This is a genomic window from Bacteroides togonis (assembly GCF_900130135.1).
Classification (GTDB): Bacteria; Bacteroidota; Bacteroidia; order Bacteroidales; family Bacteroidaceae; genus Bacteroides; species Bacteroides pullorum.
The window spans coordinates 1-16,780 of the sequence record NZ_LT670820.1 but is presented as its reverse complement, the minus strand read 5'-3'; the positions used below and the strand labels follow the sequence as shown (position 1 = coordinate 16,780).

General features: G+C 46.0%; 14 protein-coding genes and 1 rRNA gene. All 15 read right to left on the bottom strand.

The annotated features are described in order from the left end of the window. Positions 1-6 precede the first annotated feature (6 nt). Positions 7-1,296, bottom strand: a complete 1,290-nt coding sequence (locus BQ8005_RS00090; protein WP_005850438.1) for a PcfJ domain-containing protein — start codon at positions 1,294-1,296, stop codon at positions 7-9. A gap of 2 nt (positions 1,297-1,298) precedes the next feature. Then, a complete protein-coding gene (locus BQ8005_RS00085) occupies positions 1,299-1,721 on the bottom strand; it encodes a PcfK-like family protein (protein ID WP_005850436.1) in 423 nt (140 codons plus the stop codon). Between the two features lie 15 nt (positions 1,722-1,736). After that, entirely contained in the window at positions 1,737-2,333 is a 597-nt protein-coding gene (locus BQ8005_RS00080; protein ID WP_005850434.1) for a hypothetical protein, read from the bottom strand. A gap of 12 nt (positions 2,334-2,345) precedes the next feature. Continuing rightward, positions 2,346-2,567 (bottom strand): hypothetical protein, encoded by a 222-nt coding sequence (locus BQ8005_RS00075; RefSeq protein ID WP_005850431.1) that lies wholly within the window; start codon positions 2,565-2,567, stop codon positions 2,346-2,348. A gap of 11 nt (positions 2,568-2,578) precedes the next feature. After that, positions 2,579-2,794 carry a hypothetical protein gene (locus BQ8005_RS00070; RefSeq protein ID WP_005850429.1) on the bottom strand — a complete coding sequence of 72 codons (216 nt, stop codon included), beginning with the start codon at positions 2,792-2,794 and terminating at the stop codon, positions 2,579-2,581. 1,517 nt (positions 2,795-4,311) lie between these two features. Then, positions 4,312-6,876 (bottom strand): glycosyltransferase family 1 protein, encoded by a 2,565-nt coding sequence (locus BQ8005_RS00055; RefSeq protein ID WP_021848161.1) that lies wholly within the window; start codon positions 6,874-6,876, stop codon positions 4,312-4,314. Positions 6,877-6,918: 42 nt separating this feature from the next. After that, entirely contained in the window at positions 6,919-8,586 is a 1,668-nt protein-coding gene (locus tag BQ8005_RS00050; RefSeq protein ID WP_021848160.1) for a glycogen/starch synthase, read from the bottom strand. 258 nt (positions 8,587-8,844) lie between these two features. Continuing rightward, positions 8,845-9,264 (bottom strand): hypothetical protein, encoded by a 420-nt coding sequence (locus BQ8005_RS00045; RefSeq protein WP_021848159.1) that lies wholly within the window; start codon positions 9,262-9,264, stop codon positions 8,845-8,847. Positions 9,265-9,292: 28 nt separating this feature from the next. Next, positions 9,293-11,125, bottom strand: coding sequence for a V-type ATP synthase subunit I (locus BQ8005_RS00040; protein WP_075316679.1), 1,833 nt, complete (start codon positions 11,123-11,125; stop codon positions 9,293-9,295). After that, the gene (locus BQ8005_RS00035) at positions 11,122-11,727 is read right to left on the bottom strand and encodes a V-type ATP synthase subunit D (protein ID WP_075316678.1); all 606 of its coding nucleotides are present in this window, start codon (positions 11,725-11,727) and stop codon (positions 11,122-11,124) included. The genes BQ8005_RS00040 and BQ8005_RS00035 overlap by 4 nt, the downstream gene beginning before the upstream one ends. 13 nt (positions 11,728-11,740) lie before the next feature. After that, positions 11,741-13,072, bottom strand: a complete 1,332-nt coding sequence (locus BQ8005_RS00030; protein ID WP_021848156.1) for a V-type ATP synthase subunit B — start codon at positions 13,070-13,072, stop codon at positions 11,741-11,743. 45 nt (positions 13,073-13,117) lie between these two features. Continuing rightward, positions 13,118-14,872, bottom strand: coding sequence for a V-type ATP synthase subunit A (locus tag BQ8005_RS00025; protein WP_075316677.1), 1,755 nt, complete (start codon positions 14,870-14,872; stop codon positions 13,118-13,120). Positions 14,873-14,891: 19 nt separating this feature from the next. Next, positions 14,892-15,734 (bottom strand): DUF2764 family protein, encoded by an 843-nt coding sequence (locus BQ8005_RS00020; RefSeq protein ID WP_075316676.1) that lies wholly within the window; start codon positions 15,732-15,734, stop codon positions 14,892-14,894. Between the two features lie 14 nt (positions 15,735-15,748). Beyond that, the gene (locus BQ8005_RS00015; RefSeq protein WP_021848153.1) at positions 15,749-16,339 is read right to left on the bottom strand and encodes a hypothetical protein; all 591 of its coding nucleotides are present in this window, start codon (positions 16,337-16,339) and stop codon (positions 15,749-15,751) included. Between the two features lie 196 nt (positions 16,340-16,535). Continuing rightward, positions 16,536-16,646 (bottom strand): 5S ribosomal RNA (gene rrf / locus BQ8005_RS00010). Between the last annotated feature and the right edge of the window lie 134 nt (positions 16,647-16,780).

Below are 16,780 nucleotides of genomic sequence, written 5' to 3'. Positions count from 1 at the left end.
TTAATACTATGCCACTTCCATCCGCTGGCGGATAAGGTTCACATTGCTGTTCACAAGGTTTACAATGCGGTCGTGGTACTCGGTATTGGAATTGTGCAAGCCACGACTTTGCACCACTTCCAATGTCTTCAAGGAAACCTCCACCGTTTCTATGCGCTTGCCGTCAATGGTGGCGGATAGGATAAGGGAGTTCTTTTCAAGGAAATAGGAGTTGGAAAACACGCAATGGTGCAGTTCCGTCCCTTCCGCTGCAAACTCCGCCACGCTCTCCAACACACGCACCTGCAAAGTGCCGTCCGTGAATGCAATGCCGAAGAATATGCCTTTGAGTTTGCGGTATGCCTTCTCGTGTTTCTTCGCTTGGCGGATGCGTTCTTCCAATTTCTTGCGCTCTATCTCCTTGTTGCGCTTGTGCATAAGTCTGTCGTGTTCGGCTTTGAGGTCGGCAGGGCAGACGTATTTCGGGCTGTTCGTGTCCTTGCCGAAATGCCGCAGGAGGTCTATGGTGTCACGCCACATGGAGCCGTCAGCAATGGTGTAGCCGTTGCGGATACATATCTTTATGGATGCCCAATACCTCTCCATGTCAAAGGAACTGCGGATGTAGTGGCGCAACATGGGGTATTGCCCTGCCTTCAACAGCGTTTCGGCTCGGCTGTCGGAAAGGATAGCCGTGAAAAGGTCGTAAGGCAGTATGTTGTGGTACTCGCCATTGAAGCCGTTGCGTTTCAGTTCGGGTATGAAACGCTGTCGGGGATAGGTGCAGACGGGGTTTATATCGTATGCACGTAGTTTGTTGTTCTTGCGTACTTCCATGTCGCTGTATTCCGCCCATAGGTCATAGTAAAGTATGGACATTCCACGCAGTCGGGCAACGGTGGTAGTTGTACCTTTTGGCGAAATCCACCTTTGCACCACTTCATAAATGGAATACTCGGCTGCCTGTCCTGCCTTGTATCGGGACTTGACGAAAAAGAAGCGTATAACTTGATACTGCTTGCAGGTGGTGACGATGGAGAAATACTCGTTCTCGCTGAACACGCTCTTTCGGGTGCGCAACGCTTCCAACTCCATGCCGCAATGCGGGCAGGTGCATCCGCAAACGGTGTCCGCAAGGTCGTGTTCACTCCTCCACGAATGTCCGCACTCGGTGCAGATGTTCGTGCCGTCCGCCCTCTTGATGGCGTAATGCTTGAAGCAATGGCGGAAAGCGTATGCCCTCTGTATGGCGGTCAATTTCGGCAGTCGCTCGCTCAATCGTGCGACTTCCTGCTGTATGGGTGTTCTCGGTTTCATAATCAGAAATTGAATAGGTTGGGTTGTTGTACTTCTTGTGCGGTCGCTTTGGTGGCGGTTCTCGGCTTGCTGCGGTTTTGCAACTTGCGGAGTTCTTCCTCTTGGTATCTGCGGACTGCGTTCTGCCGTGCTTCCGCCTTTTCCTCTGCCGTGAGTTCCACAACGTGGTTCACCGCCACTTGGCATTGGATAGGCTTGCCTACCTCTATCTCGTTCTCGTCATAGTAGTGGACGGCTTGCCCGAATATCTCCCCGTCCGTGAAGCCGTTGCAACCGCTCCGCTGCACGTAGTTGAGAATGTAGGTGACGCAATCGTCTATGTTCTTGGCAGGGTTGCGGTAGTTCTTCGCAAAGAGCGCATCCTCCGCTGCACGCTGCTCCAAATACATCTGTATCGTTCTCTTGAAATGGTCTGTTCCTTTCATATCGCTGTCGTTTTATCAGTTATACATTTTTCCGTTTCCCAAAAACTCGTAGTCGTTGGCTGCGCAACTCTCCTCGAAACTCTCCTCGCTGCACTGAAATTCCATATCGTCACGGCACGACTTGAAGAAGCTGTCAAGGCACTTGTCCATGAGGTCGTACAGAGTGGTTCGGGTGTCGGGGGCTTTCAGAAAGTCGTAGATGGGTCGCAGGATGTCCTCGTCTGCGCAATAGCCTGTCAGTACGCAACAGTTGTCCGTGAATACCCTGCTTTTGCGCCTTTTCTTGTAATTGCCTTTGAGGTAGTAGGCTTTCGGCTTGAATAGGGTATGCCAATAGTTATTGACGATGTATTTCAGAAGCCGTATGCCGCAGAGTTCCTCTTCCTCTCCGCTGTAACGTGAGGTGAAGCGGTAGGAATAACGGCACGTGTCGTAACTCCAATCGTTCACTTTGACCTTGAACACACTTTCAAATGCTTCCAGCGTGTTGCGGTTGTCGCTGTCCCAACCGTATTCAAAGGTGCGCAACCATTCGTTGTATGCGGTATCTCTCGCTGCTGCGGAGAGTTCAGCTAATTGGAAAAGGTCGTATGTCCTTGTTATCGTTCTCATATCGCTGTCGTTTTAGATGGTCTGTTTCAGTATCTCTCTCCAATAGGTCGGCTGCACCTCGCTCAAAAGGAAGTCTGTAAAGTCCCTCCGTGCGTCCTTGTTCAGTTCTCGGTAGAGTTCACGGAACACGGATATGTTGCCGTTGATGTACGTTTCAACCATATACACGAAGATATTGTCCACCTCGTAGTATCTGCACTGCTGCGCTGCCGTTTTGCTGCTTCTCTTTGCCATGTCGGTAAGGGTTAAAGGGTGAATAACCAAAGGATGAAACCGAAGAAGGCGGTTGCGGAAAGGATAGCCACGATTACGCCTATCGCCACTCGGAACACTCCGTTTACAATCTCTCTAATGATGCCCCAAAGGATGCCGAACACCCCGAAGGCGGTGCGCACCATCAAGCCGCATATCGCAAGCCCTATGTACTGTGCCATTTGTCTGAAATTTGCCGTTGCCGTCATATCTTCGCTGTTTTTGATTTTTTTATTTTTTAATGCGGATTCAAGAGCTGAGGGAGTTGAGTTTCAAACTATCTTATCTGCCTCTCGTTTATCCGACATTTTTTTTATGCGTCTTTCTGTCGCATCGGTCGTTTTCGTTTCGGGTGCTTGAAAAGGTAGGGATTAGGGGATGCAAGGTTTTTCGGGAAAAATACTACCCGCAGGGCTGGAGATTTTTGCCGAAAACAGGAGGCTTGACCTTGCATTCCCGTCCAATCCCGGAATTACCTTTGCGCCCAGAACGGAAATGACTGCCTGATGCGGCGTCACTGAAAGACGCGAAAATGGAGGTAAACGGAAGTGGAGGCAGATTAGACAGGAAAACTTCAAAAGAGAAATCTGTGAAAAAAAGAAATCCCCAAAAGGAAAAAAAGGGACATAGCCGGAAGCGTGAAACCGGGCAAACCACCGGCAAGGAAGTATGATTTTATATGTCTGGCCGAGCGTGTCCGGTCGGACATATAAAATCATTCTTCCCGGTTTGCCTGCCGTGCATAACGGCTTGTTCCATTTATGGATCGGGCGGTCAGACACGGCTTTCCGCTTACGGCTCAAAGGAACAGCGAAAAAGAAATCGTCTGCGAACCCGTAAAAGCACCTCTCTGGCATAAGCACAAAAGAAATGGGCCTTGCATCATCAGTCTAAACTGTTGTTTAGGCGTGAGGCAAAGCCCTTTTCTCCGCTTATGCGGCAGTCGGCATACGTTCATCCAAAATTCTTTTGGGCGATGGTGTGCCGACGGATAAAACAGCTTTTACGGAAAAACTTGTATGAGATAGAAAAAAAATTAGGGAGATTCATTTCAAAATCTCCCGTTTTATTGTTACTTTTGCATATGAAGAGTTCTTTGAAGGTTACGCAACGCGCAGAAAGATGATGCAGTAGATAACTAACTAAATCGTAACCTATTACTATCATGAGCAATTAACCTACGCTCATTTCCAATGAATTACACTCTTTTCGTAACTTCGAGAGGCAAAGATACAATATTTTTTGAGAATATTGAATATATGCAAAAAATAATTATACCAAATCAGAATCATCATATTTATAATTTTTTCATACTACTAAAATGAGGATTTACCAAACGCCAATAGGCACTTTACACTCACAAAGTGGCACTTTACGAGCATAAAGAGGCACTTTACGGGCATAAAGAGGGACTTTACGAGAAGTCACATTATTTTTCCACGAAATAAAAGATGAAAGGCATTAACAAAGAAACAGAAAGAAATCAAGGTATCACAGATAGGCATTTCAGAACAGACATTACACGACAAATTTGCCTAAAGAAATATTTAAAAAAAACAAACAACGACAAAAGCTGAAAGAATATTAAAAAATCAGCATTTCCTATGAATCAGCATAGAAGTTTGCAACCATTTAATAAACCAGATGAAAGGCATAAAAAAAGAGAGTGCACTACAGAGTACACTCTCTTTTTTATTTATATAATAATGAATAAGACAAAACCTTATTACACGAACCAACGCACGTAGCAGAAGTCCTGACGATGAGGCAAGTCAGAATTCTTGGGGAACATACGGTAGGAAACTTTAAAGCTACCGGCATTTTCCAGCTTGTGCTTAGCCTGGAAAGTATAAAGATTACCCTCTTTCTTCACTACTTCGAACGGCTCGACAGAGTAAACATGCTGCTTACCGTCGGCAGAAGTGTAAGTAGTCACCAGTTCGAGTCCGATGGCATCGTTCAGACCTTTCTCGTCGATAACGTAAGTAATGGTATATTCCTTACCGCTCTCGATAGAACCCTTAACAAGCTCTTCGGTCTTCTCACAGGATACGATTTCGATACTATCCCACTTTTCAACTACCTGTTCCTTCCAAGCGGCAATTTCTTTGGCCTTGGCGTAGTTGTTGGCAGCCAACAGATGGAAACGCTTGGCTTCCTTGTTGTAGAACTTCTCGAAGTAGTCGTCGAGCTGACGCTTCATCGTATAGTGAGGAGCAATCTGGGCGATAGAATTCTTGATCGTCTTGATCCAGCCTTCGGAATAGCCCTTCTTGTTGCGTGCATAGTAGAGCGGCAGGATTTCGGTCTCGAGGATGCTATAGATAGTAGCAGCATCCAGCTGATCCTGATGTTCCTGATTCTGGTAAGTACGTTTCTCAGTCAAAGCCCAACCGGCACCTTCACGGTAGCCTTCGAGCCACCAGCCGTCGAGTACGGAGAAGTTGACAACACCGTTCATCAAAGCTTTTTCGCCGGACGTACCGGAAGCTTCGAGCGGACGGGTCGGCGTGTTCAACCAGATATCTACACCGGAAACAAGACGGCGTGCGAGCTGCATGTCGTAATTCTCAAGGAAGATAATCTTGCCGAGGAACTCGGGACGACGTGAGATCTCAATGATCTTCTTGATAAGTCCCTGACCGGCACCATCGTGCGGGTGAGCTTTACCGGTGAAGAGGAACTGTACCGGATAATCGGGGTTGTTCACGATCTTGGACAAACGATCGAGGTCGGTGAACAGCAGGTGGGCACGCTTGTAAGTAGCAAAACGACGACCGAAACCGATAAGCAGTGCATTAGGATTAATCTTGTCGAGCAAAGACACAATGCGAGAAGGATCACCCTGATTCTTCAACCAAGTCTCACGATACTGCTTGCGTACATAGTCGATAAGTTTGTTCTTCAACGCCATGCGGGTCTTCCAAATCACTTCATCGGGCACATCGTAGATAGCCTTCCAAATCTTCTCGTTTGACTGGTCATACCAGAAGTTCTCATCGAAATACTGAGCATAAAGCTGTTTCCACTCGGTAGCGCTCCAAGTAGGGAAGTGTACACCGTTGGTAACGTAGCCTACGTGGTTTTCTTCAGGGAAATAACCCTTCCAAATACTGGAGAACATTTCCTGAGATACTTTACCGTGCAGCCAGCTTACACCGTTGACTTCCTGAGAAGTGTTGCAAGCAAACACTGACATACAAAAGCGTTCGCCCTTGTCACCCGGATTGTTACGACCCAAGTCCATCAAGTCATCCCAGGAAATACCCATACGAGAAGGATAACCGCCCATGTATTTACCGAAAAGACCTTCGTCGAAGTAGTCGTGACCGGCAGGTACAGGAGTGTGTACAGTATAAAGTGAAGAGGCACGCACCAACTCAATGGCCTGATCGTAAGTAAGGCCTTCAGCTACGTAATCACAGATACGCTGTACGTTGATGAGGGCTGCGTGTCCTTCGTTACAGTGATAAACGTCTTTTTTGATGCCCAGTTTCTTCAGAGTCAGCATACCACCGATACCGAGCAGAATCTCCTGCTTCAGACGGTTTTCCCAGTCACCACCGTAAAGGACATGGGTAATAGAACGGTCGAATTCACTGTTCAGCTCATTATCCGTATCGAGCAAATAAAGAGAGATACGGCCTACATTGACTCTCCATATATAAGCATGTACATAGTAGTCCAGATAGGGAACATCCACGATCACCTGATTGCCGTTCTCGTCGAGTACACGGTCAATAGGCAACTGACCGAAGTTCTGAGCTTCGTAATTGGCAATCTGCTGACCATCCATCGACAGGGTTTGCGTGAAGTAACCGTAACGATAGAGGAAACCTACCGCACACAAGTCAACATTGCTGTCCGAAGCTTCCTTCAGGTAATCGCCGGCCAATACGCCCAGACCACCAGAATATATTTTCAAAACGTGATTCAAACCATATTCCATACTGAAATAGGCCACGGAGGGACGCTTCTTGTCGGGCTCCACATCCATATATGTACGGAACTTAGAGTATACATCATCCATTCTGCGCAGGATAACCTTATCATTCGCAAGCGCTTCAAGTTTAGCATAGCTCATACGTTCCAACAAAAGCACGGGATTCTGTCCTACCTCTTTCCACAAAGCAGGGTCAAGGTCTCTGAACAGTTCGGTAGCCTCATAATTCCAAGACCACCAGATGTTGCGTGCCAATTCAGACAATTTCTCCAACTCAGCCGGAATGTGCGACTTTACATTCACATCTTTCCAGTTCGGAGTGTTTACATTACTAACTTTAATCTTCATTGTATATGATAAGTTTGATTAATAATTTCTATTCAATTCAGTTTACAGGTTCAACAGACGCTCTTTTGCACGACGCAAAGCAAAATCGTAGGCTTCGTAATAGTGCGTGATAAAATGCTTCCACAATGCCAGTTCGGATACAGCAGCAGCCCGCTTGCGGATCTCACGAACTTCGGCAGGAGTCTTGGCCGAGAAAGCAGTGATAGTATCCTTGATGCCGTCAGCCACTTCAGAATAGTTGTAGTCCGAACGGTGAAGCACTTCCACACCATCGTCGATGCCATGGACATTCTTCAAACTCTTGATCCAGAGTCCAAAACCGGCCAAATCTGTCGTAATAGTGGGTACATGGAAAGCGATGCTCTCCAACGGAGTATATCCCCAAGGTTCGTAATAGGACGGATAGACACTAAGGTCGCTACCCAACACGAGATCGTAGTAGAGCTTGTTAAGGATGCCATCCTTACCATCCAAGTAACAAGGAACGAAGATGACCTTCACTTTATCCTCGGGGCGGTTGCCCATACCCAGATATTTCAGCATGTCGAGTACCTGGTCGTGAGTCATATTATGAAGCCAGTGGGTAATGAAAGGACATTGCAAAGGCGTATCGAAAGTTTCCTTACTTTTCATTCGCTGCTGCAGTTCCTCACGAGGCTCTCCCACCCAACTGGGTACATTGACAAAAGCCAGCACTTTTTTCTTCAGGTTCTTATCGCGATTCAAACGGTTCAGGGCCTCCAAAAAGACATTGATACCCTTGTTTTTAAACTCGTAGCGACCACTGGTAGAAATGATAAGCGTATCTTCGTCAGAAAAAGTCTCGCCGACCAAGCAACTGGCCAAGCGGAGCTTCAAAGCACGAGCACGCTTACGCTTACCTGTATACGTGGATCCTTTCGGAACGAATCCATCCTCAAAACCATTGACCAAAATGACATCGGCAGGTTTGTCGAGTAATTCCTTACATTCATTATTGGTAATTTCACTCACCGTTGTGAAGCAGTCTACATAGTGAGCAGTCTGCTTTTCGATGGAATGCTTGGACTGCATATTCAGTTCCTGAGCCATCTGATCTCCATTGTATGCAAAAAGATAGTCGTACAAAGGTTTCCCATTACCGGCAATGGAACGTCCAATCGACGTGGCATGTGTGGTGAAAATAGTTGCGATTTCGGGTACAGCTGCCTGCAAATAAAGAGCTCCCATGCCCGTCATCCATTCGTGTGCCTGAAAAACGACCTTGTCCGTATCTGTCAGATTGTAGCGATAGAAACTTTCAACCACTTTTCCAGCAGCAAAAGCAAACATAGAAGCTTCATCGTAGTCGCCGTAAGCGTGCAACGAATCAACCTGATAACGGTTCCACATTTCTGTATAAATGTCGTTCTTCTGTGCGAAGAAAGGCTGAAAATCAACCAGGATGACAATCGGTTCACCCGGAACATTCCAACGGCCTACTCTGACAGACAAATTATCGTGTGAAGCAGCATATTCCTTCCACGCTGCACAAAGGTTATCGTATTCTGTGAAAAGAGGATTTTCTTTCCCCTTCCAGAAATCCGGTCCTATAAAGAATATTCTATCACGGAATTGCTCCTGCAATGTTTTGGCCCGTGTAGATAACACCGTGTATATGCCCCCCACTTTATTACAAACTTCCCAACTTGCTTCGAAAATATAGTCAGGGGTCAACAATTCTTTACTCATATCTCTAATATTATTCTGATAGCGTACAGCCTCCCTGTAATAAACAAATCGACTGACGCAACTCCAGTAACATAATTACGTTGCTCTCAAAAACGGATGCAAAAGTACATATTATTCTTTGAAAAATAACCTTTTTAACCGAAAAAAATGAAGAAAAGGAAACAAGCAAACGTATGCAAAAAGACAACCCCCGCCTCCATGCTGTCCTAAGAAGACAACAGAGGCAGGGGTAGCCTGTTTTTTGAAAAAAAACGTCGATTATACCATCAAAGCAGCTACCAAAGCAAGAATTGCATAGAATTCAGGCAAAGCCGCATAAATCATGGTATTGGTTTGCACGTCATGACCCTGGGAAATACCCACGATACCATTGGCACAAATCTGTCCCTGGCGGATGGCAGAGAACAAACATACCAGACCGACACCCAAACCGATACCCAGCATCAAAGGACCTTCTGTCGTAAAATCACGCCCCATAGACATCAAAAATGCCACGAAACCATACAAACCCTGCGTGGCAGGAAGAGCTGACAAAATCATGTAGCTGGCAGACTTGGAAGGATCTTTCTTCAATGCACCTTCTGCCGCATTTCCTGCGATTGTCGTACCAAAGCAACTACCAATACCTGCCAGGGCCAACATCAGGCCCAAACCGAGATAACCTAAAATTTCATTCATAATGTTTTTTTTTTATTTGTTTCTAATTTTATTTGTTTTCAACCGTAGTAAAAGGAGCATATTCCTCTCCTTTTCCATTGTAACCGGAATTTTTGAAATATTCGACGAATGTCAGACGGAGTGGGTGAACAAACGCACTCAAACAGGACATCGCAATGTTCAGTGTATGACCGAACACCAGAATGAGACCACAGAACAACCATCCTAAAGCAGGTCCGGCTGCATCGTTGACCATAAAGGCAAGCTGGTTGAACACACCACCCAGCATACCACCGGCCAATCCAAGAGCATACAAACGAATATAGGAAAGTATATCACCCATAAGACCTGTAGCCATATTGTACGTATCCCAGATGCCAGCACCGATGTTGACCAGCACATTGCGATGCAGATTGTTCAACAGATAAATACCTATGGCCGATACACCACCGATAATGATGAATGCCCAAGTAGATACGTGCTCCGAAATGACTTCGAAGAACGAAAGGCTACCGACGCATACACCACCGACAACCAACAGCAGCCAGCCCCACGAGCTGAGCGACTCCTTGAAACCGTAACGGACAGTTTCGCCTATAGCCTTCACCGTCATAGCAATACTGATATGTACCACACCGATGATGAGAGCAAGCAACATCTGCTTATCGTAAGTGGTTTCACCTATCTTACCGACAATCATAAATTGCTTGATAAACTCAGGCAGTTCGAGGTCGAACAGACTAACGCCGAAACAAGTACCAAGAATCGTACCGATGACTGTCGTAAAGACACCCAACGTAATGACCAAATTCATCATACCGCTCAGCGACTTGGAAAGTTTCTTCTTCAGAATAAAACCCAAAATAATCAACACAACTCCATAACCTGCATCACCCATACAAAAGGCGAAAAACAGAGAGAAGAAGGGAGCCAAAATGGGAGTCGGATCGAACTCAGCATAGTCGGGCATACCGTACATCTTGGTAAGCACCTCGTACATGCGAGCAAAAGCGTTGTTACGCAGCTTGATGGGCGCATTGTCTTCTTTCGTAGCATTCCGGATCTCATAATAGACACCACTGTTGTCCAGCAGCTGCTTTACTTCGGGTTCATTATCGACAGGAATCCATCCTTCCAGCAGGACAACAGCACCATCAGCCATGTGTTCGCTGTTGAGTTTTACCTTCAGCAGGTCTATATCCCCTTGAAGCAATAGGTTGCCATGCTCGAGCGTCTTGCAGTTGGCCTGACAAAATGCTTTCAAATCGGCTTGTGCCTGTTCTATCTGCAACTCTGTATCGGCTTTCCGAGCTAATAACTCAGACAAGCTGACAGAAGGCAGACGGAGGGGTTCCATATCCAGCCCTTCCAACGGACCAGGCGTAACGGTCACAAAATAAATGTGTCCACCCTGTTCCTGAATACGAACGGCGTTATAATCGGACTCCCAAGCTTCGTCGTATTCTTTCTCTGTACAGGAATAAAACTGAACGTACCAGCCAGCATCACGAAGTTTACGGACAGCGGTCCAGTCGAAATCACCCCAAACCTGCATCTGTGCAATATCCTTGTCAAGCTGGGGAAGTTTCTGCCCCAGTTCCTGAATATGGGACTGCAAATCTTCGTATGCGCTGACCACTTCGTCGGCTGAAACACCTGTACGCACCGTTGCAGACAGGTCTTTACCGGCCAGATTATTCATGGCATTCAGCGTATTCTTGTACAGCGCACGCTTCTGCATGAAACGCTGCAACCGATCGTCCATTTCGCCACACTGCTTCTCTACAATGTGTACGACTCCCAACTCACGGATCTGCTCAAGGAACTGTTCATACTCCTTATGATAAATAAGGAATGTGAGCTTCTTCATTTTTGTAATCATGCTTCTGCCTCCTTCCTTTTTTCCTGATGGGACTTCATGATCTTCTGCGAAGATTTGGACAGGTTCTCTTCATCTTCCATGAACCGTTTGATCTTACGCAGGGCATCCTGATAGCCGGGAATTTGTACTTTTTCGAAAAGGTTCACTTTCTGTGTAGTCTTCTTACGGGCATGTTCGAGCAAGTTCAGCTTGGCAACCGTGAACTCACGCTCAATAGCAGTATGAGCCAGCTCTTTCAGCAGATTCAGACCGTCAGCATACCATTTGGGGGCATTGAACAGGCTATACGGGCGGATATCAAAATCGATATTCTCCAACTGGGGCACCCGTACACCAGCAATCTTGCGAACTCCCAAATGTACATCACTGACCTTAATCAGCGAGCTGTCGAACTCATTCCATAGAGCGAACATGGCTTCGTAAGCTTGTATTTCCTTTTCCAACCGTTGTTCCAGTACCTGAGCGTCGGTCTTGCAACGCTTCACCTCCATGCGCAGTGCACTCTCCTTATTCTTAATAATAGGAAGGGTACGCACCCGCACTTTCAGTTGCTTTTCAAGCTGCTGGAGCGAGGTCTTGTTATATTGAAACTTAATAGCCATTCTTTATGATTCTTTAATTTGCCTTGCCGGCCGGCCAATACTGATCGACCAGTTCCTTCTTTATGTTCACTTCTTCCGGCTTAAAATACTTGCCGAACAAGCTCCAGGCCACATCAAGCATCTCGGTCGTATCGAGATTGACATCGATGGCCAGCAACTGGTTGGAGTAATCCTTGGCGAAAGCAAGCGTACGCTCATCATAGTTTGTCAGGTCGAAACCATTCTCCAACTTGGTCTTGGCGTTGGCAGCATCGGCATACAGACGGACAGCAGCATTCATCACTTGCGGATGGTCCTTACGAGTCTTCTTACCGGTAACCAACTGTTTCAAACGAGACAAAGAACGGAAGGGGTCTACGATAACCTTACCAATATCACTGTCACGACGCAGGAAAAGCTGACCTTCAGTGATATAACCGGTATTATCGGGCACAGCATGCGTAATGTCGCCTCCCGAAAGGGTGGTCACTGCGATAATCGTGATGGAACCTCCACTAGGGAACTGTACGGCCTTCTCATAGATCTTGGCCAAGTCAGAATACAGCGAACCCGGCATAGAGTCCTTCGACGGAATCTGGTCCATACGATTGGACACAATGGCCAACGCGTCGGAATAAGAAGTCATATCAGTCAGAAGTACCAACACCTTCTCGTTGTGCTGCACAGCAAAATATTCGGCAGCTGTCAGAGCCATATCAGGAACAAGCAGACGTTCTACCGGCGGATTTTCTGTCGTATTCACAAAGCTGACAATTCGGCTAAGAGCACCAGCATTGGAGAATACATTTTTAAAATAAAGGTAGTCATCGTTCGTCATACCCATACCGCCCAAAATAATCTTATCGGTCTCAGCACGGAGGGCCACATTGGCCATTACCTGATTGAAAGGCTGGTCAGGATCAGCAAAGAAAGGAATCTTCTGACCGGATACCAGCGTATTATTCAAGTCGATACCGGCAATACCGGTCGCAATCAATTCAGACGGTTGCTTACGACGGACGGGATTTACCGATGGACCGCCAATTTCCACTTCCTGTCCTTCAATTTCCGGTCCTCCGTCAATGGGATCACCGAAAGCGTTAAAGAAACGTCCGGCAAGCTGCTCGCTCACCTTCAACGTAGGTGCCTTACCCAAGAATACCACTTCGGCATTGGTGGGAATACCTTCGGTACCTTCGAATACCTGCAAGGTCACTTCATCCCCGGCAATCTTCACCACCTGTGCAAGCTTGCCGTTTACGGTTGCCAACTCGTCATACCCTACTCCCGTAGCTTTCAACGAACAGGTAGCCTTCGTAATCTGAGTTATTTTGGTATATATTTTTTGAAATGCTTTTGTTGCCATTGTTCAAATACTTAGCAATTTAATATTCGTGTTCTCAAAATTCAATCATGCCTTCCGCTCTTCGATCAACGCCTGCAATTGCTGACGGAATGCTTCGTATTCGGGAGACTTGAACTTCGAGTAGTTCATCTGCTTGCAGATATTGATCATTTTCTTAAAGTAATCCATTACTTCGTTGAAGTTGTCGAAAGTGAAATCCGTATGGCAGATTTCAATAACCATATTCAGAATTTCTTCCTGACGTTCCATCGGAGTCACGGCATCAATTTCGTCGAAAGCGTCCTGCTGCAAAATTACAAAGTCAATCAATTCCGATTTCCAGAAAATGACGTGGTAATCTACAGGTACACCGTCATCACCCAAGATATTGATCTGTTCGGCAATTTCCTTACCACGCTGGAGACGAGTTTTGATTTCATTTACCTTTCCGATCCACTCTCCATTGATACGTTTGCTGATATAATCTTCAAATTCAGGATATTCAATATATTTGGAATATGAATCAATAGGATTTACGGCAGGGTAACGCTTCTTGTCTGCACGGTCCTGCTCAAGGGCATAGAAGCAACGGGCCACCTTCTTCGTATTTTCAGTTACAGGTTCCTTCAGGTTACCACCGGCAGGAGATACGGTACCAATAAAGGTAATAGAACCGGTCTCACCATTGTTCAATACTACATAACCGGCACGACCATAGAAGTTGGAGATAATGGAAGACAAATCCATAGGGAATGCATCGGGACCCGGCAGTTCCTCCATACGGTTGGACATCTCACGCAAAGCCTGTGCCCAACGGGAAGTAGAATCGGCCATCAACAATACCTTCAAGCCCATACTACGATAGTATTCGGCAATGGTCATGGCCGTGTATACAGAAGCTTCACGGGCAGCCACCGGCATGTTTGAAGTATTGGCTATGATGATGGTACGTTCCATCAATTTACGACCTGTATGCGGGTCTACCAGTTCAGGGAATTCTGTAAAGATTTCCACGACCTCATTAGCACGTTCACCACAGGCAGCTATGATTACGATATCTGCTTCCGCCTGCTTGGAGATGGCATGCTGAAGCACTGTTTTACCGGTACCAAACGGACCAGGAATAAATCCTGTACCACCTTCTACAATGGGGTTCACCGTATCAATCACACGAACACCCGTTTCCAGCAATTTGAAAGGACGGGGTTTCTCCTTGTAGTTGGTCATGGCACGCTTCACCGGCCATTTCTGAATCATGTTGACTTCCACTTCACTACCATCTTCTGCTGTCAGCACAGCGACAGTATCCTCGATGGTATAATCACCTTCCGAAACAATCGACTTCACAGTACAAATGCCCTTCTGGGCGAAAGGCACCATGATCTTAAGCGGCTGAAAATTCTCTTCCACCTTTCCAAGCCAGGCAGCGGCTTCCACCTTATCGCCGGGCTTTACCAGAGGAACAAAATGCCACTTCTTTTCCTTGTCCAAAGGATAAGTATACTGACCTCGCTTCAGGAAAACACCCTCCATTTTGTCCAGGTCGTTCTGCAAACCATCGTAGTTCTTGGACAACATACCCGGTCCTAACGTCACTTCGAGCATGTGTCCGGTAAATTCGGCTTCAGCACCTACCTTCAGTCCACGCGTACTTTCGAACACCTGAACATATACTTGGGCACCTACAACCTTGATAACCTCTGCCATCAGACGGTCGCCTCCGGTAGAGATGTAACAAATCTCATTCTGTGCCACCGGGCCGTCAACGACAAGCGTCACCATGTTGGCGATTACGCCACTAACAGTTCCTTTTGTTGCCATATAATATTAACAATTTTATTTATCTGAATTCCGCGGGTATCTGTACTTCGTTTTTCAATGCTTCAATCATACTGCGGAACAACTGACTTCCACGTTCTTTGTCCAAAGAAAGCCAACGTTCAATCATCTCAAGCTGCAACAGAAATACAAACAAACGTTCAATGGTAAAATAATTGAAGAAAGTAGCTTCTTCCATCCAGTTCCAACGCAGCTGGTCTATCTTTTTCTCACGTTCAACCAACTCTTCTACCTCACTGAGCTTCATCAGCTGATCCAAATAATCGACCTCAGTACCCAAACCGAAATCGCGTGCAGTCGACGTACGCAATGCTTCGCAGATACTGGTGTCGCCCACAATCAGAGGAGCGACTTCAAACTTATACTTACGGGCTGTAAGTGCAACCAAAATATTGTTGACTGTGAGATTGAAGCTAAACCAATCGGAAACGAACCGATTCTTACACTTCATTGCATAAGCATAATACAATCCGGCCAGACGATTCTCTGGCAAAGAATTCATCTCCTCGGTTGGTTGATTGAAATAGTCGGAGATAAACGCAGAAAGGTAAGAAGGAAATACACGGTCAGGTACCTCGTCACCGTCCTTCAGCATAGCTATAAAACCAGACAGTTCGTCTACTGAATACAATCCGCAGGTATCAATCACCGCATCCCTGTCTTTCAAAAGTTTCAATACATTCGCATTATCAAACTTCAAATAGAACAGGTCTATTAACTTTTTATCCGCATCTGACAAATAAGGATAAAACTCTGTCTTGAAATCTGCTACCGTATAACTCAGTTTGCTGTCATCCAAAGCCAAATCGGGCAAACCAGCTACCAAGTAATAGTATTTACTCATATCCTGACAGGGATTTAAAATAACATTTCCACCAGTTGTGGACGCAAAAATTCCTTGAAGTAGTTCATAAACTCTTCCTCGCCAAAGTTCACCTTATAGGCACCACTTGCCGGTGACACAGTGAACAACGTCTTGATACCGTTCACTTGCTCAATTCTGACGCCTTTGTCCAAAAGAGCTTTAGCTTTTGATGCGAAATATTTCTTTAGTCCTTCTGCATCTGCCGTAGAGATGACAATAGGCTCGTCCACGCTCCATTTTTCAGCTAATGCAACAATAAAGGCATTCAGATAGTCCTTATTTGCAGCAAAAGCTTTTACGTCTGTATCAACAATTGATCCACTTACGACGGAAGTGATTTCAGACTTCAAAGCATTTACAGCCTGTCCTGCAAACAGCTTCAATTCAGACTTCGTATTCTCTGACAATTCATCAGCAGACTTACGAGCATTGGCCAAAATCTGCTCGGCCTCTTTATGAGCTTCGTCTACAATTTTCTTCGCTTCCGCTTGGGCCTCCAATACTAATTTACGGGCTTCTTCATTCCCTTTCTCGACCCCTTCACGATAAATCTTGTCGGTCAGCTCTTGAATTTTGTTTTCCATATTTATAGGAGTTATATGTTAATTTATTTTCTATACGTGATTTTTCTCCTCATTAGATTTTGGCCAAAATTACAAAATTTGCTTGGATATAAAATAAAAAGAATGAAAGAAAAATGCAGAGAGGTTTAAAAAAGGGGGATAATGAACAAAAAAAGAGTCCCCCGTAACAGATTCGTTACGGAGGACTTCTCAAGAAAAACGGCGGCGACCTACTCTCCCACTGTTACGCAGTACCATCGGCGTGACCGGGCTTAACTTCTCTGTTCGGAATGGGAAGAGGTGGAACCCCGGTGCTATAGCCACCTGAATAAGGTTGACATGAAGACAGAAAAAATAAATGCTGAACGTATATACCGTCCAAAAGGACCGGCATAAAAGCTTACGGGCAATTAGTAACGCTCGGCTTTGGTGTCACCACCTTTACACCTGCGTCCTATCAAC